The organism is Bailinhaonella thermotolerans (assembly GCF_003594875.1).
Lineage (GTDB): Bacteria > Actinomycetota > Actinomycetes > Streptosporangiales > Streptosporangiaceae > Bailinhaonella > Bailinhaonella thermotolerans.
Map to the genome: position 1 here is coordinate 723,698 of NZ_QZEY01000002.1, position 20,229 is coordinate 743,926.

Here is a 20,229-nt window from a genome sequence, read left to right on the forward strand (position 1 = left end):
TGGCGCCATGGTGCCCGCGGGGAACGGACAGGCCCCGTGGGCGCCATGGCGCCACGCCGCGTCATCCCGCCTCGATGACCATCCCGTCGTACGCGGCCTCCACCGCCCGGCCGTACGCCTCGGACGCGCGCCCGGCCGCGTCGCCCACGGTGTGCCCCACGTGGGTCACGACCAGCCGCCCCGCCCCCGCGCGCCGCGCGCTCTCCCCCGCGTCCTCCGGGGAGCAGTGGTACGGCGGGCCGCCGTCGGCCTCGCACACGAAGACGTCCGCGCCCGCCGCCAGCTCGTCCAGCGCCGGGCAGGCCCGCGTGTCGCCGGAGTAGGCCAGCACCGCTCCGCCGTGCTCCGCGCGCAGGCCGAACGCGGGGAGGCCGTGCTCGACGGCCCGGCTCGTGAGGCGCAGCCCGGCGACGTCGGCGCGGTGGCCGTCGGCCAGCTCGTGCGCCTCGAAGACCCGGCTCATCGGCTGCGGCGACCCGTTGGTCAGAAAGTGCTCCACGCGCGCGGCCCAGCCCGGCGGGCCGTACACCGGGATCGGCCGCGCCGGGGTGAGGTCGGCGTACGCCAGGGCGTAGAAGGCCGGCAGCAGGTCGGCGGTGTGGTCGGCGTGCAGGTGGGAGATCCAGATCGCCGAGAGCTCGTCCACGGCGGCGTGGCGCTGGAGGTTGGCCAGGGTGCCGGGGCCCGCGTCCACCCAGACGCGCGCCTCGCCGGCCTCCAGCAGATACCCCGAGCAGGCGTGGTCCGGCCGGGGGTACGGGGTGGCGGTGCCCAGCGCGGTCAGTCTCATCAGGGTCGTCCTGTCAGTAGCATGCCTGACATGATGCGGCATTTCGGGATCAGTGAGCGCCAGGCCCGTACGGCGGTGCGCCATCGGCTGGCGGTCCCCGGGGCGGCGACCCCCGGCGAGGTGGCGGAGAGCGTGCTCGTCCTGCACGCCACGGACCCGGCGACGGTGTTCCTGGCGGTCCAGGCCCGCTCGGGGCTCTCCCCCGCCGCCGTGGAGGACGCGCTCTACGAGGAGCGGTCCCTGCTGCGCATGCTGGCGATGCGCCGGACGATGTTCGCGGTGCCCGCCGGGTTCGCCCCCGTGGTGGAGGCGGGCGCGACGCGCGCGATCGCGGCCAAGGAGCGGGCGTCGCTGCTGAAGCTGCTCGCCGAGGCGGAGGTCGCCCCCGATCCGGAGGCGTGGCTGGCCGAGGTGGAGGACTCCGTCGTCGCGGCGCTGACCGCGCGCGGCGAGGCGACGGCGGCCGAGCTGGGCCGGGACGAGCCGAGGCTGCGGCAGGAGGTGGAGTACGCGCCGGGGAAGAGCTACGGCAGACCCCAGGCGATCACCACCCGGGTGCTCACCGTGCTCGCCGCCGCCGGGCGCATCGCGCGGGGGCGGCCGCTGGGCGGCTGGACCAGCACGCAGTACCGGTGGTACCCCACCGGGCTCGCCGGGGAGGCGGAGGCCTGGACCACGGCGGACGCGCAGGCGGAGCTGGCCCGGCGCTGGCTGGAGGTCTTCGGCCCGGCCCCGGTCGCGGACCTGAAGTGGTGGACCGGGTGGACGGCGGCCGAGGTCAAGAAGGCGCTGGCGCGGATCTCCCCGGCCGAGGTGGACCTGGGCGGGGTGACCGGGATCGCGCTGCCCGGCGACCTGGAGCCCGAGCCCGCCCCCGAGCCGTGGGCGGCGCTCCTGCCCGCCCTCGACCCGACCGTGATGGGCTGGCAGGACCGGTCGTGGTTCCTGGGCGAGCACGCGCCGGCCCTGTTCGACCGCTCGGGCAACGCGGGCCCGACCGTGTGGTGGGACGGCCGGGTCGTCGGCGGCTGGGCGCAGCGCGCGGACGGCGAGATCGTCTACCGCCTGCTGGAGGACGTCGGCGACGACGCGGCCAAGGCGATCGAGGCGCGGGCCGCCGACCTGGCCGCCTGGCTCGGGCCGATGCGCGTCACGCCCCGCTTCCGCACTCCCCTGGAACGCGAGCTGGTCGCCTGAGCCCGGGTCAGGCGAGAGCCGAGACGCCCCGGGCGGGCGCGGGGGCGCTCCGGACGGGGGCCAGGAGCGCCCTGAGCTCGCGCACGGCGGCGCGGCCGGCCCGGTTGGCGCCGATGGTGCTGGCGCTCGGGCCGTAGCCCACGAGGTGGACGCGCGGGTCGTCCACGACGCGGGTGCCCTCGACGCGGATCCCGCCGCCGGGCGCGCGCAGCCCCAGCGGTGCCAGGTGGTCCAGCGCCGGGCGGAAGCCGGTCGCCCACAGGATCGCGTCGGCCGCGATCTCGCGGCCGTCCGCCCAGGCCACGCCGTACGGCGTCACGCGGTCGAACATGGGCAGGCGGCGCAGGATCCCCGCCTCGATCCCGGCCCGGACCTCGGGGGTCAGGGCGAGGCCGGTCACGCTGACGACGCTGGCCGGGGGCAGGCCCCGCCGTACCCGGTCCTCGACGAGGGCGACCGAGGCGCGCCCGGCGGACTCGTCGAAGGGGCCCTCGCGGAAGACGGGCTCGCGGCGGGTGACCCAGGTCGTGGTGGCCACCTCGGCGATCTCCAGGAGGAGCTGCACGGCCGACGCGCCGCCCCCGACGACCACGACGTGCTCGCCGGCGAACTCCTCCTTGCTCCGGTAGCCGGCGGTGTGGAGCTGGCGGCCCCGGAACGTCTCGCGGCCCGGGTAGTAGGGCCAGAAGGGGCGGTCCCAGGTGCCGGTGGCGTTGATCAGGCCCCGGGCCTCCCAGGTCCCCGCGTCGCTCTCCACGCGGAGCCGCCCGCCGCCGCCCTCGGCGACGCGGTGGACGTGCACGGGGCGGCGCACGTCGAGGCCGAACTCGCGCTCGTACGCGCCGAAGTACTCCGCCACGACCTCCGCCGAGGGGCGGGTGGTGTCGGGCTCGCCCAGGGGCATCCCGGGCAGGTCGTGGACGCGGTGGGCGCGGCCCAGGGTGAGCGAGGGCCAGCGGTGCCGCCACGCGCCCCCGGGGCCCTCGTTGTGGTCCAGCACGACGAAGCCGAGCCCGGACCTGCGCAGGAAGTACGCGCTGGACAGCCCCGCCTGCCCGGCGCCGATCACCACCACGTCGATCACGTCCACGCCTTTGCCAACCTCCGGGCGGGCCGGCGAATTCCTTGACGGAGTGAGCGCTCACTCCGCATAGTGGAGCCCATGTCCACACCACCGCCCCGGCGGCGAGCGCCGGGCATGAGTCCCGCGGAGCGGCGGGAGATGATCGTGCGGGTCGCCCTCCCCCTGGTCACCGAGTACGGCACGGCCGTGACCACCAGCCAGATCGCGCGCGCGGCCGGGATCGGCGAGGCGACGATCTTCCGGGTCTTCGCCGACAAGGACGAGCTGATCGACGCGTGCGTGCACGAGGCGCTGCGCGGCGACCACGTGATCAACGAGGTCCGGGCGATCCCGCTGGACCAGCCGCTGGAGGCGCGGCTGCGCGAGGCCGCGGCGGCGATGGAGGCCTATCTGGCCCGCATGGGCGCGGTGCTCGGCGCGCTGCGCGCCGGCGGCCGCCGCGGCCGGCGCGGCTGGCCCGGCCCGGCGAACGAGGAGGCCGGAGCGCGCGGGAGCGGCGGGAACGGCGGGAAGGGCGGGAAGGGCGCGGACGCGCCGGCGGAGGAGGCCGGCGGGCGGCCTGGGCCGGGCCGCCCGCGGCCGGAGGATGGGCTCGGCCACCGGCCCGGCGGGCGCGAGGAGGCGCTGGCGCGGACCGTCGAGGCCGTGGCCGAGCTGTTCGAGCCCGACCGGGACCGCCTCCGCCTGCCTCCGGAGAAGCTAGCCGCGATCTTCATGCACCTGGGCTTCGACCGCGCGCGGCGCTCCGGCGAGGGGCTCGCGGCGGGCCCCTCCCTCGACGACGCCATCACCGTGTTCCTGCACGGCGCCCTCGTCCCCGGCGACGCCCCCCACGGCGCCACCGACGCCACCGGCACCACCGACGGCACCGACGGCACCGACGGCACCGAGGACTGAACCATGCCGGTCACGCTGAACCACACCATCGTCCCCGCCTACGACAACGACGAGGCCGCGGGCTTCTTCGCCGGGATCATGGGCCTGGAGCGCCTGCCCCCGGCCGGGGCCCGCCGCCACTTCGCCCCCGTGCGCGTCAACGAGACCCTCACCCTCGACTTCATGACCGTCGAGGACCCCCACGGCCTCCACCTGGCCTTCGACGTGGACCCCGCCACCTTCGACGCCGTCCTCGCCCGCCCGCGCCGCGCGGCCGTGCCGTACGGCAACAGCCCCGCGGACCGGGCCAACGCGCGGGTGGACAGCCCCTGGGGCGGCCGGGTCGCCTACTTCGAGGACCGCGCGGGCGACCTCTACGAGGTCATCTCCCCGCGGTAGCCCGACCCGGCAGACCCGGCCCGGGGAGAACGCGAAAGGGGGATCCGGACGGGTCCGGATCCCCCTTTCGTTCAGCGGGTGGGCTAGCTGCAGCCGCTGGTGCTGCCGCAGCCCTCGCAGACGTAGCAGCTCCCGGCGGGGCGCATCTTGGTGCCGCAGGTCATGCAGAGCGGGGCGTCGTCTGCGGTGCGGGCCTGGTGGCTCTCCAGGGTCGTGCCGGGACGGGACGCGGGCTCGATCGTGACCGGCTTGGGCGCGGCGGCCGGCCTGGGCTGCTCGACCGGGGCCGACTGGGCCAGGGACTCGGGGTCCACGACCTCCTGGAGCGTGGCCGGGTCCACGACCTCCTGGAGGGAGGCGGGGTCCTCGCCGCGCTGCTGGGCGGCGCGCTCGGCCGCGGACAGGATGCCGAGGGCGACGCGCTCGTCGTACGGCAGGTAGTCCAGGGCCAGGCGGCGGAAGATGTAGTCCATCACCGAGGCGGCCAGGCGGATGTCCGGGTCGTCGGTCATGCCGGCCGGGTCGAACCGCATGTTCACGAACTTGGAGACGTAGGTCTCCAGCGGGACGCCGTGCTGGAGGCCGATGGAGATGGCCACCGAGAACGCGTCCATGACGCCCGCCAGGGTCGAGCCCTGCTTGGACATCTTGAGGAAGACCTCGCCCAGCCCGTCGTCGGGGTAGCTGGAGGCCGTCATGTAGCCCTCGGCGCCGCCGACGGAGAAGGACGTGGTGATGCTCGGGCGCTGCTTGGGCAGGCGCTTGCGGGTCGGGCGCGGGGCCTCGGCGACGGCGGCCGGGGCGGGGGCCTCGGCGGCGGTCTCCTTGGCGTCCTTCTTGGCGATGGACAGCGGCTGGCCGACCTTGCAGTTGTCGCGGTAGACGGCCAGCGCCTTGAGGCCGAGCTTCCAGCCCTCCATGTAGACCTGCTCGATGTCCTCGACGGTCGCGGACTCGGGCAGGTTGACGGTCTTGCTGATCGCGCCGGACAGGAACGGCTGCACCGCGGCCATCATGCGGACGTGGCCCATGGGCGCGATCGCCCGCTCGCCCATCGCGCAGTCGAAGACCTCGTAGTGCTCCTGCTTGAGGCCCGGGGCGTCCACGACGTGGCCGTGCTCGGCGATGTAGGCGACGATCGCCTCGACCTGCTCCTCCTGGTAGCCCAGCTTGCGCAGGGCCCGGGGGACGGTCTGGTTGACGATCTGCATGGAGCCGCCGCCGACCAGCTTCTTGAACTTGACCAGCGCCAGGTCCGGCTCGATGCCGGTGGTGTCGCAGTCCATCATCAGGCCGATGGTGCCGGTCGGGGCCAGCAGCGACGCCTGCGCGTTGCGGTAGCCGTTCTTCTCACCGAGCTTGAGGCACTGCGCCCACTGCTTGGTGGCCTCGGTGTGGATCGTGCGGTCCATGATGCCGACGGTCCGCAGGTCGTCGTTGGCGGCGGCGTGCTTGCGCATGACCCGCTTGTGCGGCTCGGCGTTGCGGGCGTAGCCGTCGTACGGCCCGACGACGCCGGCCAGCTCCGCGCTGCGCCGGTAGGAGACGCCGGTCATGAGGCTGGTGATCGCCGCGGCGACGGCCTGGCCGCCCGGGGAGTCGTACGCGTGGCCGGTGGCCATCAGCAGCGCGCCGAGGTTGGCGTAGCCGATGCCGAGCTGGCGGTAGGCGCGGGTGGTCTCGGCGATCTTCTCGGTCGGGAAGTCGGCGAAGGTGATCGAGATGTCCATCGCCGTGATGATCAGCTCGGTGATCTTCACGAAGCGCCGGACGTCGAAGGAGCCGTCGTCCTGGAGGAACTTCAGCAGGTTGATCGAGGCCAGGTTGCAGGAGGAGTTGTCCAGGTGGACGTACTCGCTGCAGGGGTTGCTGGCGGTGATCCGGCCGGTCTCGGGCGTGGTGTGCCAGTCGTTGATCGTGTCGTCGTACTGGATGCCCGGGTCGGCGCACTCCCAGGCGGCCTTGGCCATCTTGTGGAAGAGGTCCTTGGCGTCCACCTCGGAGATGACCTCGCCGGTGGTACGGCTGCGCAGCCCGAACTTGCCGCCCGCCTCGACGGCGCGCATGTACTCGTCGGAGACGCGGACGGAGTTGTTGGCGTTCTGGTACTGGACGGAGGTGATGTCCTTGCCGCCCAGGTCCATGTCGTAGCCGGCGTCGCGCAGGGCCCGGATCTTGTCCTCTTCGCGGGCCTTGGTCTCGATGAACTCCTCGACGTCGGGGTGGTCCACGTCGAGGACGACCATCTTGGCCGCCCGGCGGGTCGCGCCGCCGGACTTGATGGTCCCGGCGGAGGCGTCGGCGCCGCGCATGAACGACACCGGGCCGCTGGCCGTGCCGCCGCTGGAGAGCAGCTCCTTGCTGGAGCGGATGCGGGAGAGGTTGACGCCGGAGCCGGAGCCGCCCTTGAAGATCAGGCCCTCCTCCTTGTACCACTCCAGGATCGACTCCATCGTGTCGTCCACGGCGAGGATGAAACAGGCGCTGACCTGCTGCGGGGAGGAGGTGCCGACGTTGAACCAGACCGGGGAGTTGAAGCTGAAGATCTGGTGGATCAGGGCGTACTTGAGCTCGTGGTCGAAGATCTCGGCGTCCTCGTCGGTGGCGAAGTAGCCGTTCTCGCGACCGGTCCGGGTGTACACGCCGACGACGCGGTCCACGAGCTGCTTGAGGCTCTGCTCACGCTGCGGCGTGCCCACGGCGCCGCGGAAGTACTTGGTGGTGACGATGTTGGCCGCGTTCACCGACCAGAAGTCGGGGAACTCCACGCCGCGCTGCTCGAAGTTGACCGAGCCGTCCCGCCAGTTCGTCATGACGACGTCGCGGCGTTCCCAGCGGACCTCGTCGTACGGATGCACGCCCGCGGTGGTGTGGACACGCTCCATGCGCAGTCCCTTGCGGGCGCCCTTCCCACGGGTCGCCGAGCCGCTGACCGTCTCCGTCATGACCTCCCCCTCCCCAGGGCCCGTCCTCCGGGCCCACATAGTGAAAACCTGTGCAGCGCGCCGCTCAGTCCCCCGGCGCGGGGGCGCGTTCCTTGCGCAGCCGTTCGATCTCGGCCTCGAAGTCCGCGAGCGTCTCGAAGCTCCGGTAGACCGACGCGAACCGCAGATAGGCCACCTCGTCCAGCTCCCGCAGCGGCCCCAGGATCGCCAGCCCGACCTCGTGCGCGGGGATCTCGGCGGCACCGGTCGCCCGGATGCTCTCCTCGACCCGCTGCCCGAGCTTGGCCAGCGCGTCCTCGGTCACCGGCCGGCCCTGGCAGGCGCGCCGCACCCCGGCGATGACCTTCTCCCGGGAGAACGGCTCGGTGACCCCGCTGCGCTTGCCCACCATCAGCAGCACCGTCTCCTGCGTCGTGAACCGGCGTCCGCACGCGGGACAGGTGCGACGGCGGCGGATGGCCGCGCCGTCCTCGGTGGACCTGCTGTCGATGACCCTGCTGTCCGCGTGGCGGCAGAACGGGCAGTGCATTCCGACGCCTCCCTGGAACACAAGGTCTGGTGAACTACACCGATGTAACTACTACATCTTGTGGTCCAACCGTAGAAGCGTGGCAGCCCTTACGCAAGTCGGCGCGGGCCCGCGGGTCGATACCCCCTGCTCAGCAGGCACACCCGTCACGCGTTCGGCGTGTCGCCCGCTCCGGGAGCCGTCCCGGGGGCCCGGGAGCACCGCCCGGGCGCCCTCCGGAACAAGGGCCGCGGAGGAGTCTCGCACGCCCCGGCCCCCTTGCGCATCTCGGGGTCCGGCCGCCCTCCGCGAATCCCTACGTGCCCACCCTTGTCGCCGCCCACACCCCCTCCCACCAGGTATTACGCTTCCTCCCTCCATGCCCCGAACGACCCGGAGCGCCCCCGTGGACCGCCTCCGCCCGGCCGCCCCGCGGCGCTCCTCGCCGCGCCCGGCGGCGGCCGTACGCCGGGGGCCCGGGGCCGGATCCGCACGCGCCGGCGGGTCCCCGTCCCGGGGGCCGGGGAGAGGCGGGCGGCGCGGGCGGGCGGGCGCGCCCCGCCGGGCCGTACGGCACGCGCGCGGGGCGGGAAGCCCTGTCCCGCAGGGGCGGGCGGCCGCCCTCCACCGGGAGGGCGGAGATCTCCCGGCCCGAGGTCACAACTTCATCACTGATTCACCCGCGCCGGGCCGCCCGGTCGGGAGGCGAGGGGCCGGGGCGGCGTGAGGGCGGGCACCGGAGCGGCGCGGCGGGAGGTGAGCCCCCGCGGGGTGAGGGCGATCCTCGCGCGGCGACGCCGTGGTCCTGGGGCGTTCGAACCCGCATGGTGCCGCCCCGGGGCGGCGCGGGGCCGTCCGGGGCGATCGGGGATCGGGATCGGGCGGGGCCAGGGCGGGGCCAGGGCGGGGCTAGGGCGTGGAGGGGGCCGGGATGTAGAGGCGGGCGCCGGGCTGGATCACCGAGGTGTCCAGGGCGTTGAGGCGCATGATGGCGTGGACGGTGCGGGCGGGGTCCTCGGCCGGGGCGACCTGGTGGGCGATCTCCCAGAGGGTGTCGCCGGACTGGACGGTGACCCAGGGCAGGCCCTGGTGGGACGGCGGCACGGCGGGGGCGGAGCGGGCGGGGGCGCGCGTGCCGAGCCAGACGGCGGCCAGCAGCACCGGGAGCGCGGCGGCCACGAGGACGGCGCGCCCGCGGCGGGTCAGGCGCAGGGGCGGGAGCGGGCGCAGCGGATCCCGCCCGGGGCGGGGGCCCGGCGCGGGGCGGCGGGGCCCGCGGGCCGCCGGGGAGGGACGGCGGGCGCGGGGCCTGGCGGGGGCGCTCAGCGCCGGGCGGGGGCGTGGCGGAAGCGTCGCATGCATGTGGACCTCTCTCGTTCGGGCCTCGCGCGCGGAGAAATCCCAGAACACACGCGCGAAACTTCACGAAATCGAACGCCACAGCGATCGAACTTACGTACGATGTTCTACACCACGGCGACGGCGAAATCGATGACATTCGAACCGATGTTTGATATTGATCTTCGAGGCCGATAGCGTCGTTGGTGGCGGGATCGGGTGTGTCCAGATTTCAACGCAGCAGGTGGTCAGATGAGCGAGCAGAGTGAACGCAAGACGCCCCGGAGCCCGGGGCGACCTACGACCGTTTACGAGATGCCGGCGGCCCAGTTGGACGACAGCGGCCTGACCGTGCGGCAACGCCGCGTGCTCGAAGTGATCCGCGACTCGGTCGAGCGCAGGGGCTACCCCCCCTCGATGCGCGAGATCGGCGAGGCGGTCGGCCTGACCAGCACGTCCAGCGTGTCCCACCAGCTCAGCGCGTTGCAGCGCAAGGGCTTCCTGCGCCGTGACCCGCACCGCCCGCGCGCAGTCGAGGTGCGCCTGCCCGGCGAGCCCGCGCTCGCGGGCAACGCCGAGGCCGAGGACGGCGCCGTCGGCCGTCCCGCGGCGGCCTACGTGCCGGTCGTGGGCCGCATCGCCGCCGGTGGCCCGATCCTCGCCGAGGAGGCGATCGAGGACGTGTTCGCGCTTCCCAAGCAGCTCGTCGGCGAGGGCACGCTCTTCCTGCTCAAGGTCCAGGGCGACTCGATGATCGACGCCGCGATCGCCGACGGCGACTGGGTGGTGGTCCGCCAGCAGCCGGTGGCCGACAACGGCGACATCGTGGCCGCGCTGATCGACGGCGAGGCGACGGTCAAGACGTTCAAGCGCAAGGACGACGGGCACGTGTGGCTGCTCCCCCACAACCCCGCCTACGACCCCATCCCCGGTGACGAGGCCTCCATCCTCGGCCGGGTCGTCGCCGTCCTGCGCCGCGTCTGACACGCCCCTCCGGCGCCCGCCGCGCCGGCCGCACCCGAGGGCGACGCTTCCCGCGCGCTCTCGGGTCCGGCGCCGCGCGGCCACGCCGCGACCCCGCCGTGCCGTACGGCCCCGCCGTACACCTCGGCCGGCCCCTTGCCGTACGGCCCCGCCGCACACCGCGCACGGATTCCAGGCCGTACGGCCCTGCCGGGACTCCATGCCGCACGGCCTCGCCCCCCGCACCCGGCGCGCGCCCTTGCCGGGGATCGCCCTCCAGATCGTGATCGCTTCGTGCCGTCATGGGCGGTTGGTGCGGATTCGGGCGGGTATTCAGGTGCGGGCGAGGACCACGACGACGGAGGTGGCGCGGTGAGCGTGCGCGGAGGTCCGCCCGGGGACGCGCTGAACCCGGCGGGGAGGCGGGACCCGCGGGCCTGGGACCACCGGGGCATGGGCGACTCGCCGTTCGAGGACCTCGACGTTCAGTCGCTCGCCGCGCGCGACGGCATGAAGTGGTCCAAGGCCGAGCCGGGCACGATCGCCTGCTGGGTCGCCGACATGGACTTCCCCGTCCCGCCGCCGGTCCGCGAGGCGCTGATCCGGCGCGTCGACACCGACCTCGGCTATCCCGCGTGGGCCATCGGCGAGGCCCAGAACCCCCTGGCGCCCGCGTTCGCCGAGCGGATGGAGCGGCGGTACGGCTGGCGCCCCGACCCCGCCCACGTGCGCTGCTACAACGACATCAACCAGGCGCTCCAGGTCGTCCTGGTCACGTGCACGCGCCCGGGCGACGCCGTGGCCATGCACACGCCCGCGTACACCCCGTTCCTGCAGACCCTCGGCGAGATGGAGCGGCCGCTGCTGCCGATCCCGATGGAGGAGACCTCCGAGGGCTGGGAGTTCGACCTCGACCGGCTGGACCGCGACCTGCGCGGCCGGGGATGCCGCGCGCTCGTGCTCGTCAACCCGCAGAACCCCACCGGGCGCGCGTTCCGCCGGCCCGAACTGGAGGGCCTGGCCGAGCTCGCCGAGCGCCACGACCTGCTGGTCATCGCCGACGAGATCCACGCGGACCTGACCTACGCCCCGCGCCGCCACATCCCCTTCGCGTCGGTCTCCCCGGACGCGGCGGCGCGCACGATCACCCTCACCTCGGCGACCAAGGCCTTCAACCTCGCCGGCATCCGCTGCTGCGTCGCCCACGTCGCCCCCGCCGCCGTCCGCGAGGCCCTGGCCGCCCAGCCCCAGCACCTCTTCGGCGAGGTGAGCGTCTTCGGCGTGGACGCGACCCTGGCGGCGTGGCGGGAGGGGGACGCCTGGCTCGACGGGGCCCTGCGCGTCCTGGACCGCAACCGCCGCCTCATCGCCGAGCGGCTGCCCGTCGGGGCCCGTTACCACGTCCCCGAGGCCACCTACCTCGCCTGGCTCGACCTGCGCGCCTTCGGCCTGGGCCCCGACCCGGCGGCCCACCTGCTCGCCGAGGCCCGCGTCATGACCGTCCCCGGTCCCTCGTTCGGGCCCGGCGGCGACGGCTTCGCCCGGCTCAACTTCGCCACCTCCACCGGCGTCCTGCAGGAGATCCTGGCCCGCGTGGCCAAGGCCCTCCCCGCCCGCTGAGCCCCGCCCCGAGGGCACGGCCGGCCGCACGGCGCCGCCGCGTGGCCGTACGCGCGCGGGAGGGCGGCCGGAGAACGCCGACGGCCCGGCGGAGGGGTCCGCCGGGCCGTCCGAGCCGTCCGGTGTCAGGGGACGATGTTGACCAGCTTCGGAGCGCGGACGATGACCTTGCGGGGGTCGCCGGACAGGTGGGCGCGGACCTTGTCCGAGGCCAGGGCCAGGGCGCGCAGGTCGTCCTCGGTGATGTCCGGGGACACCTCCAGGCGGTCGCGGACCTTGCCGGCGACCTGGACGACGCACGTGACCGTCTCCTGGACCAGCAGGGACGGGTCCGCCTCGGGCCAGGTCGCCCGGGCGATGCTCGGGCCGTGCCCCAGCCGCTCCCAGCCCTCCTCGGCGGCGTAGGGCGCGACCAGCGACAGCATGATCGCCAGGGTCTCGGCGGCCTCGCGGACGGCCGGGTCGGCCGCGCCGGGGCCGGAGTCGATGGCGCGGCGAGCGGCCGTGGTCAGCTCCATCATGCGGGCCACCGCGACGTTGAAGCGGTAGGACTCGATCAGGCGCGTGACCTCGTCGATCGTCCGGTGGGTGACCTTGCGCAGCTCGATGTCGCCGGCCGCGAAGTCGGCGCCGGGGGCGCCGGCCGCGCCGGCCTCGGCCATGACGCGGAAGGCCCGGGCCAGGAACTTCTGGGACGCCGCCGGGGAGACGTCGGCCCAGTCGATGTCGTCCTCGGGCGGACCGGCGAAGATCATGGTCAGCCGGACGGCGTCCACGCCGAACTCGTCGATCTGCTTGCCCAGGTCCACGCCGTTGCCCAGCGACTTGGACATGGCCTTGCCGCCGTTGATGACCTGGCCCTGGTTCAGCATGCGCACGAACGGCTCGGTGAAGTTCACCATGCCCATGTCGTGCAGCACCTTGGTGAAGAACCGGGAGTACAGCAGGTGCAGCACGGCGTGCTCGATGCCGCCGACGTACTGGTCGATCGGGCCCCACCTGCGGACCTGCTCGGGGTCGAACGGGCCCTCGCTGTAGCCGGGCGAGGTGTAGCGCAGGAAGTACCAGGAGGAGTCGACGAAGGTGTCCATCGTGTCGGTGTCGCGCTTGGCGGCGCCGCCGCACTTGGGGCACGCGACGTTGACCCAGTCCTCGGCCGCCGCCAGCGGGGACACGCCCTTGGGGGCCAGCGCCTCGCCGCGCATGTCGGGCAGCGTGACCGGCAGGTCCTCGTCGGGGACGGGCACCTCGCCGCAGTCGGGGCAGTGGATGATCGGGATCGGGGTGCCCCAGAACCGCTGGCGGGACAGCAGCCAGTCGCGCAGCCGGAAGTTGACCGTCGCCCGGCCCCGGCCCTCGGCCGCCAGGATCTCCACGATCTTGGCGATGGCCTCGGCCTTGCCCAGGCCGTCCAGCGGGCCGGAGTTGACCAGCGTGCCCTCGCCGGGGGTCGCCTGGCCCGTCTCGGCCGGGTCGGCCAGGCCGGTGTGCACGACGACCTTCACCGGCAGCCCGAACTTCAGCGCGAAGTCCAGGTCGCGCTGGTCGTGCGCGGGCACCGCCATGATCGCGCCGTGGCCGTAGTCGGACAGCACGTAGTCGGCCGCCCAGACCGGGATGCGCTCGCCGTTGACCGGGTTGATCGCGTGGCGGCCCAGGAAGACGCCCGTCTTCTCCTTGTCGGTGGCCAGCCGCTCGATGTCGCTCAGCTTGGCGACCTCGGCGCGGTAGGCCTCGAACGCCGGGCGCTGCTCGTCGGTCACGATCTCGTCGGCCAGCGCGGCGTCGGCGGCGACCACGAAGAAGGTCGCGCCGTACAGCGTGTCCGGGCGGGTCGTGTAGACCGTCACCGGCTCGTCGCGGCCCTCGATCTCGAACAGGACGTCGGCGCCCTCGGAGCGGCCGATCCAGTTGCGCTGCATGGTCAGCAGCCGCTCGGGCCAGTGGGTGAGCTGGTCCATGTCGTCCAGCAGCCGCTGCGCGTAGTCAGTGATCTTGAAGTACCACTGGGTCAGCTCCCGGCGCACCACCTCGGCGCCGCAGCGCTCGCAGCGGCCGTTCACGACCTGCTCGTTGGCCAGCACGGTCTGGTCGTTGGGGCACCAGTTGACCAGGCCGCCCTTGCGGTAGGCCAGGCCGCGCTCGAAGAACCGGGTGAACAGCCACTGGTTCCAGCGGTAGTAGTCGGGGTCGCTGGTGTGCAGGCGGCGCGACCAGTCGAAGGAGATCCCGTAGCGCCTGAAGGAGTTCGCCTGGGTCTCGATGTTGGCGTAGGTCCAGGTGGCGGGGTGCTCGTTGCGCTTGATCGCGGCGTTCTCCGCGGGCAGGCCGAAGGAGTCCCAGCCGATCGGGTGCAGCACGTTGTAGCCGCGCAGGAACCAGTAGCGGGCCACCACGTCGCCGATGGCGAACACCTCGCCGTGCCCCATGTGCAGGTCGCCGGAGGGGTAGGGGAACATGTCGAGCATGTAGCGCCGGGGACGCTCGTCGGCGGGGTCCTCGCCGGCGCGGTAGGGCTCCAGCCGCTCCCACCGCTGCTGCCACTTGGCCTGCAGCGCCTGCGGATCGTACTGCTCGTCGCTCACTTCGGTTCCCTCGTCTATCGCGATCCTCTGCGGTCCCAGAGGCCGGCCGCCGTCATAACAGCAAAGCGCCCCCCGTGGGCACGAGGGGCTGGCCGCGCCGACCGGCCGTCTTTTCCTGATCAGAGTCTCAGTACGGCGTCAGCGCGGCCGACCGAGAAGCTGCCGGACGGCTCGCATAGCCCAAGGGTAGCGCAAAGGGCAATGCGCCGAGGGGCCGAATTCGGGCGCACATCGCGCATCGGTAACCACCCCTTTATCTTCGGTCCTCTACCATCTCTCCCGGAGGAGGTCCCGGCGGGCTCTCCGCCGCGGATCCGGGGCGATCCGCCCGGCGATACCGGTCGCCACCCCAACCAGCCAGTCATCGGCGCCGCACGACGACCCGCCCCACGGCGTCATCAGGGCGAGAGCACGGGAGCGACACAGCGATGAGCGACCAGAGAGCCGGAGATCGCGTCGCGGAGGTCGAGGAGGAGCGCTTCGTCACGGCCGCGCAGATCAGCGGCCCCAAGACGCCGCCCGCCGATCGCCAGCGGGAGTTGTGGAAGACCGTCTGGGGCGAGGGCTCCGGCGACGGGTCGGAGGAGGGGTTCGAGAACCGCTTCGCCGACATCGAGGCGGGCATCGGCGACGATGACGGCCCCGGACGCGGGCGGCGCGTGTGGCCGTGGGCGGTGGCGGGATCGGCCGCGGTGGCCCTGGTCGCGGTGGTCGTCACGGCGTTCGCGACGGGCACGCTCGGCGGCTCGGAGGAGCCCCCGAAGCCCCCGCAGACGCGCCAGAGCGCCCCGGTCGGCGCGGGCAAGAGCACCCAGCCGGCCAAGGAGGCGCTGCCGCCGCTCCCCCGCTACAAGGGCACCCGGTCGCCGGTGACGGGACAGGTCAAGGACCGCCAGTCCGGGCTGCACTACGCCGCGCTGGGCGGCCGCTGGCAGCTCGACCAGCGCACCCCGACCGAGCTGCGCGCTAAATACGGCTTCTCCACCCGCCAGTACGTCCCGCTGGGCCAGGACTCCCAGGGCAGGCAGGTCTTCGCCCACGTCATGTCCGGCCCGCTGCCGACCCGCCTGGCCCCGCAGTACACCGGCGCCGCGGACATGAACAAGGTGCTGCGCGCCACGGCCTACGAGGTCAAGAAGCGCTTCTACGGCGCGGCGGCGCTGGCGACGAAGACCGCCGAGCAGCGCTTCAAGGTCGGCGGCCGCCCGGCCGAGCTGATGGCGTTCGAGATCAGGAACCGCCGCGCGGGCACCAAGATCACCAAGGACACGGTCGTCTTCGCCGCCGTGGACACCGGCCGCGCGCTGCCGGCGATCCTCTACATCGCCATCCCCGACACCCAGAAGTCCCTGCTCCCGGACATCAACACCATCATCAAGTCCATCAAGCCCTGACCCGGGCGCACGGCTCACGGGCGCACGACGCGGGCGCGTCCGCTCCCGCACGGCGGCGCCCGCTCCGCCCTGCTCGCCTCGCCCGCCCGGGCGTCCCGTGCCGTACGGCTCGCCTCGCCTGCCCGGGCGTCCCGTGCCGTACGGCTCGCCTCGCCTGCCCGGGCGTCCCGGGCCGTACGGCTCGCGCGAGCCGTACGGCCGGGGGCGTCAGAACTCGCAGGGCATGCGCTTGATGCCGTTGATGAAGCTGGAGTAGAGGCGGTCGGGCTTGCCCGCCTCCAGCCGGGGGACGCGCTTCAGGAGCTCGCGGAACATCACGGTGATCTCGCGGCGGGCGAGGTGGGCGCCGAGGCAGAAGTGCGGGCCCGGGCCGCCGAAGCCGACGTGGGGGTTGGGGTCGCGGGTGATGTCGAACCGCTGCGGGTCGGCGAAGACGCTCTCGTCGCGGTTCGCGGACCAGTAGAAGAGGACGGCCTTCTCGCCCTTGCGGTAGAGGTTGCCGTTCATCTCGAAGTCGCGGGTGACCTTGCGCCGCATGAAGTTGACGGGCGAGGCCAGCCGTACGATCTCCTCGACCGCGCGGGGGGCGTGACCGTCGATGTCGGAGAGCCAGCGGGCGCGCTGGTCCGGGTTGGTGGTCAGCAGGCGCATGCCGTACGAGATGGCGTTGCGGGTGGTCTCGTTGCCCGCGACGACGAGCAGGATGAAGAACGAGCCGAGCTCCTGGTCGGTGAGGTGCTCGCCGTCGATGTTGGCGTGGACCAGGGTCGAGATCAGGTCGTCGGTGGGCTTCTCCTTGCGGAACGCCGCCAGGTCCATGACGAGCCGCTGGAGCTCCATGCCCGCGGTGAGCAGCTTGGCGGCGGCCTGGTCGAAGTCCTCGACGTACTCGGGGTCGAAGCCGCCCAGGATCACGTTCGACCGGTCGAACACGAACTGGTAGTGCTCCTCGGAGATCCCCATCATGTCGCAGATGATCTTCAGCGGCAGCCGCGCCGCGACCTGCGTCACGAAGTCCCCCGGCCCGTCGGCCAGCAGGTCGTCCACGATCCGGCCGGCGGCGACCTCGACGTCGTCCTCGAACTTCTTGATCATGCGCGGGGTGAAGGCCCGCGAGACGATCCGCCGCAGGCGCGCGTGGCGCGGGTCGTCCATGTTGATCATCGATCCGAAGTACTCGGCCAGGTCCGGCGGCATGTCGGGGATGTTGGTCGCCCCTCCGTCGCCGGAGGAGAACACCTCGGGGTTGCGGCTCGCCTCCAGCACGTCGGCGTGCCGCACGAGCGCGTGGTATCCGGGCCCCGGCGGCGCGAACGAGACCTCGAACTCCTGATAGAAGGCGGGCCGCTCCTCCCGCCGCAGCAGCTCGAACGCGTGCTCCCGCTCCGCCATCGGGCGGGCCCAGAAGTCGAAATCGGACAGGTCGAAGTCGGCCACAGAAGTGATGGGCCGCCGTTCCGTCGGCTCTGCAGTCACGCCCCCATGCTTTACAAAGCCCCCACTTACGTCAAGGACATCGTTCAATCCCGTACGGCGGGCATCCGCCCTCCATTCCCGACGGAAACGCTCGACGAACGGTGGGACGCGCGGGACGAACGGCGTACCGGCAGGGGGAGCGCCAGTGTCCGGAACCCCGCTCCCGAGGACGTCGCGGCGGGCACGCGGAAGATCCGGCAGGCCGGTCGGCGAGGCCGCACGGGCACCCGGCCCCGTCGCCCGGCCGCTGACCGGCGGCCCGGCGATCAGCGAAATCGGGCGGGGGTGGGGGTTAGGGGAGTTTCAGGTGGACGGTGGCTATCTGCCAGGGGCGGAGGGGGAGGGTCGCGCGGCCGTCGGCGACCTTGAGGGGGGTGGTGGGGGCGCCCAGGAGGTCGCAGTGGCGGGCTTCGGTGAAGGGGCCGGTCAGGTGGGCCCGGGTCGGCTCGGGGGTCTGGGAGATCAGGCGGACCTCGGTCCATTCGTCCCGGCGGCGGAGGGCGCCCAGGACCACGCCGTCGCCGGTGACGGAGAGGCCGGCCTCCGGCCGGGGCAGGGCGGCGGTGCCGCGGGCCCAGCCGGGGAGGGGGAGCAGGTCGTGACGGAACTCCTCGGCCGCCCGGAGGATGCCCGACTCGTGCCATTCGCCGTCGTACGGCAGCAGGGCCAGATCCACGGCCTGGTCGCCCCGGCACTGGGCCTCGGGGGCGGGGATCTGGGGCCCGGCGGGCTCGTCGCGGTATCGGTGGCGGTTGCGCGACAGCAGGCCCACCGAGCGCAGGAGGGTGACGGCCAGTTCCGCGCCGTCCGCCGTCAGCTCGTACTCGGTCGGATGGGTGAGGAGCACGGCGGCGCCGCCCGCGGCCACGAAACCCGAGGCCGGGAACGTGGGGAGGGGGTGCTCCCCGCAGCCGCCCTCGGCGCTCGTCCCGCGCTCGGTGACGGCGTACTGCCCCTCGGCGTACGACGTGGTGGCGTGGCGCGGCAGGGGGACGTGGAGGCGGAGCCGGTGGTCGGCGGCGCGGTTGTCGAAGGTGATCCGCAGGCGGGCGAAGGGCTCCCCGGCGCGGAGGGACACGGCGGTGGTGACCGTGACCCGTTCCCGGGAGCGGGACCGCGCGTCGTGGGCGAAGTCGCCGGCGGCGGGCCAGTCGTACGTCCGCAGGACGGCGATCTCCCCGAGCAGGGGGCCGTCGTGGACCGCCCGGACCGTGACCGTGAGGGGATCGGTGACCAGGAGGTCGGCGGCGGGGGGCGCGTAGTTGTAGGTGTCGCCCAGGTCGCCGCCGTCGGCGAGGCGGGCCGCGCCCGTGATCCTGACTCCCCCGGCGGAGGTGAGCGTGAGGGTGCCGTCGGCCTCGACGTCCACCCGCAGCAGCCCGTTGTCCAGGGAACGGCCCGCGCGGCGCACGGGATCGGGCGGGGGCGGCGCGGAGCCGGGCGCGGCGGGGCGGACGGAGGCGTGCCCGAGCGGGGGGACCTCGACGAGGGCGGCCACGACGGTCCGGGGCGCGGCGACGACGCGGACGCGCCACGGCCCCGGCTCGTCCGGGAGGATCGCGTCGAGGGCGTGGCGGACGTCGTCCACGTCGAAGGGGCGGCCGGCGCGGCGGGCGACGTGGAAGGTGAGCTCCCGGTCGCCGATGTCCCAGTCGGTGATCTCCTGGCCGTACAGCTCCACGCCGTGAACGCGCTTGAGGACCGCCGGCAGGCCGGACGCGTCGTACACGTCGTCCGCGAGCAGGGTCGGGTGGGCGCTCAGCGGCTGCGCCGGGACGGGGACGCCGCCGGGGCCCTCCAGGGCCGTGCCCTCCACGTCCAGCGTGACCAGGGCGCGGCGGGGGAAGGGGCTGGGGTTGAAGATCAGGTACCCGTCGTGCGGGACCCACCCGCCCAGCGCGAGGCCGGCCATGTCGATCACGGCGCGGCCGAGCTGCTCGGCCTCGGCGAGGCGCGCCGCGACCTGCTGGGCGGTCTCGTCGCAGCCGCAGCCGGTCACCGAGTCGTGGCAGCTCGCGTCGATCAGCCGGTGCCAGGCCATGTCGAGGAAGCGGTCGGCGGCGGGCCCGGTCCACAGGGCGGCGAGCGGCTCGGCGTAGCGCTCCACGACGCGTTCGGCCGCGCCCATGGCCCGCTTGAGGTGGACGCGGGCGGAGAGCACGCCGGGGAGGATGTTGGCGCGGGCGTGGGAGCGCAGTTCGCCGCGCACCTCGGGCAGCCCCTCCACCGTCTCCGGCTCGCCGGCGAAGAACTCCGCCAGCGTGGCGAGCCGCAGCGGGACGCCGGTGGCCCGGGCGGCCTCCTCCAGGAGATCGGGCAGGCCGGCCGCCGGGGCGGTGTGGTCGGCGCCGTACATGCCGAGGACGGGGCCGCCGTCCGCGCGCCAGGGCTCCATGGCGTCCGCCAGGGCCTGGACGCGCTTGGCGGTCAGGGCGGGCTCCCCGGGGTCCTCGAAGACGCCCGCGGCGTTGCCGTACCCGCCCTCGGGGAGGTACCGCGTCCGGATCGAGGTGCCGTCGGGCGAGGTCCAGGCGAAGACGTCCCGGTCCACGCTCGCGGGCACGCCGCGCCACACGCACGCGTGCCGGATCCCCGCCCCGGCGAGGATCTGCGGCATCTGGGCGGCGTGCCCGAACATGTCCGGCAGGTAGCCGACGCGCATCGCCCCGCCCAGCTCCCCGGCGCGGCGCAGGCCGAGCTCCAGGTTGCGGATGATGTTCTCGCCCGAGCACAGGAACTCGTCGAGCAGGATCCGCCAGGGCCCGACGGCGAGCCGTCCCTCGCGCACGAGCGCGGCGACGGTCTCGCGGCGCTCGGGCCGCACCTCCAGGTAGTCGTCCACGGCGGCGAGCTGGCCGTCGAGGGTGAACCGGTGCCGGGGGTCGCGCTCCATGCGGTCGAGCACGTCGTCCAGCAGCCCGGCCAGCCGCAGCCGGAACCGCTGGAACGGCAGGTACCACTCCCGGTCCCAGTGCGTGTGCGGCACGATCACGATCTCCCGCCGCCCGCGTCCGTCCACGCCCGCACCGCCTCTCCGCGCCGATTCCCGCCGCC

General features: G+C 73.8%; 14 protein-coding genes. 6 read left to right on the forward strand and 8 right to left on the reverse strand.

The genetic code is table 11. The annotated features are described in order from the left end of the window. Window positions 1–61: 61 nt before the first annotated feature. Window positions 62–790 carry an MBL fold metallo-hydrolase gene (locus D5H75_RS08390; protein WP_119925738.1) on the reverse strand — a complete coding sequence of 243 codons (729 nt, stop codon included), beginning with the start codon at window positions 788–790 and terminating at the stop codon, window positions 62–64. 30 nt (window positions 791–820) lie between these two features. Here D5H75_RS08390 and D5H75_RS08395 point away from each other — a divergent pair, with 30 nt between their 5' ends. Continuing rightward, the gene (locus D5H75_RS08395; RefSeq protein WP_242454061.1) at window positions 821–1,987 is read left to right on the forward strand and encodes a winged helix DNA-binding domain-containing protein; all 1,167 of its coding nucleotides are present in this window, start codon (window positions 821–823) and stop codon (window positions 1,985–1,987) included. Between the two features lie 7 nt (window positions 1,988–1,994). Here D5H75_RS08395 and D5H75_RS08400 read toward each other — a convergent pair whose 3' ends face one another. Further along, on the reverse strand, window positions 1,995–3,068 hold the full coding sequence (locus D5H75_RS08400; RefSeq protein ID WP_202637988.1) for an NAD(P)-binding domain-containing protein: 1,074 nt from the start codon (window positions 3,066–3,068) through the stop codon (window positions 1,995–1,997). Between the two features lie 81 nt (window positions 3,069–3,149). On the opposite strand from D5H75_RS08400, the gene D5H75_RS08405 reads away from it, so the two are divergent. After that, window positions 3,150–3,968: a TetR/AcrR family transcriptional regulator gene (locus D5H75_RS08405; RefSeq protein ID WP_242454062.1), complete on the forward strand. Its 819-nt coding sequence runs from the start codon at window positions 3,150–3,152 to the stop codon at window positions 3,966–3,968. Between the two features lie 3 nt (window positions 3,969–3,971). Then, window positions 3,972–4,346 (forward strand): VOC family protein, encoded by a 375-nt coding sequence (locus tag D5H75_RS08410; RefSeq protein WP_119925742.1) that lies wholly within the window; start codon window positions 3,972–3,974, stop codon window positions 4,344–4,346. An 83-nt stretch (window positions 4,347–4,429) separates the two neighbouring features. On the opposite strand, the gene D5H75_RS08415 is transcribed toward D5H75_RS08410, so the two are convergent. The 3 genes from D5H75_RS08415 to D5H75_RS08425 form a co-directional block, all read right to left on the reverse strand. Continuing rightward, on the reverse strand, window positions 4,430–7,291 hold the full coding sequence (locus D5H75_RS08415; protein ID WP_119925743.1) for a vitamin B12-dependent ribonucleotide reductase: 2,862 nt from the start codon (window positions 7,289–7,291) through the stop codon (window positions 4,430–4,432). A gap of 64 nt (window positions 7,292–7,355) precedes the next feature. After that, complete coding sequence (gene nrdR, locus D5H75_RS08420) at window positions 7,356–7,820, reverse strand: transcriptional regulator NrdR (RefSeq protein ID WP_119925744.1); 465 nt, start codon at window positions 7,818–7,820, stop codon at window positions 7,356–7,358. 888 nt (window positions 7,821–8,708) lie between these two features. Beyond that, complete coding sequence (locus tag D5H75_RS08425; protein ID WP_119925745.1) at window positions 8,709–9,161, reverse strand: LysM peptidoglycan-binding domain-containing protein; 453 nt, start codon at window positions 9,159–9,161, stop codon at window positions 8,709–8,711. 291 nt (window positions 9,162–9,452) lie between these two features. Between D5H75_RS08425 and lexA the strand changes: the two genes are divergently transcribed. Further along, entirely contained in the window at window positions 9,453–10,121 is a 669-nt protein-coding gene (gene lexA / locus D5H75_RS08430; RefSeq protein ID WP_242454098.1) for a transcriptional repressor LexA, read from the forward strand. A 351-nt stretch (window positions 10,122–10,472) separates the two neighbouring features. Beyond that, window positions 10,473–11,720 (forward strand): MalY/PatB family protein, encoded by a 1,248-nt coding sequence (locus D5H75_RS08435; RefSeq protein ID WP_242454063.1) that lies wholly within the window; start codon window positions 10,473–10,475, stop codon window positions 11,718–11,720. A 125-nt stretch (window positions 11,721–11,845) separates the two neighbouring features. Here D5H75_RS08435 and leuS read toward each other — a convergent pair whose 3' ends face one another. Continuing rightward, a complete protein-coding gene (gene leuS, locus D5H75_RS08440) occupies window positions 11,846–14,305 on the reverse strand; it encodes a leucine--tRNA ligase (protein WP_422673442.1) in 2,460 nt (819 codons plus the stop codon). Between the two features lie 428 nt (window positions 14,306–14,733). Here leuS and D5H75_RS08445 point away from each other — a divergent pair, with 428 nt between their 5' ends. Next, window positions 14,734–15,699 carry a hypothetical protein gene (locus D5H75_RS08445; RefSeq protein WP_119925748.1) on the forward strand — a complete coding sequence of 322 codons (966 nt, stop codon included), beginning with the start codon at window positions 14,734–14,736 and terminating at the stop codon, window positions 15,697–15,699. A 207-nt stretch (window positions 15,700–15,906) separates the two neighbouring features. Here D5H75_RS08445 and D5H75_RS08450 read toward each other — a convergent pair whose 3' ends face one another. After that, window positions 15,907–17,091: a cytochrome P450 gene (locus D5H75_RS08450; protein ID WP_119925976.1), complete on the reverse strand. Its 1,185-nt coding sequence runs from the start codon at window positions 17,089–17,091 to the stop codon at window positions 15,907–15,909. A 376-nt stretch (window positions 17,092–17,467) separates the two neighbouring features. Next, complete coding sequence (locus D5H75_RS08455; protein WP_119925749.1) at window positions 17,468–20,194, reverse strand: glycoside hydrolase family 38 N-terminal domain-containing protein; 2,727 nt, start codon at window positions 20,192–20,194, stop codon at window positions 17,468–17,470. Window positions 20,195–20,229: the final 35 nt, after the last annotated feature.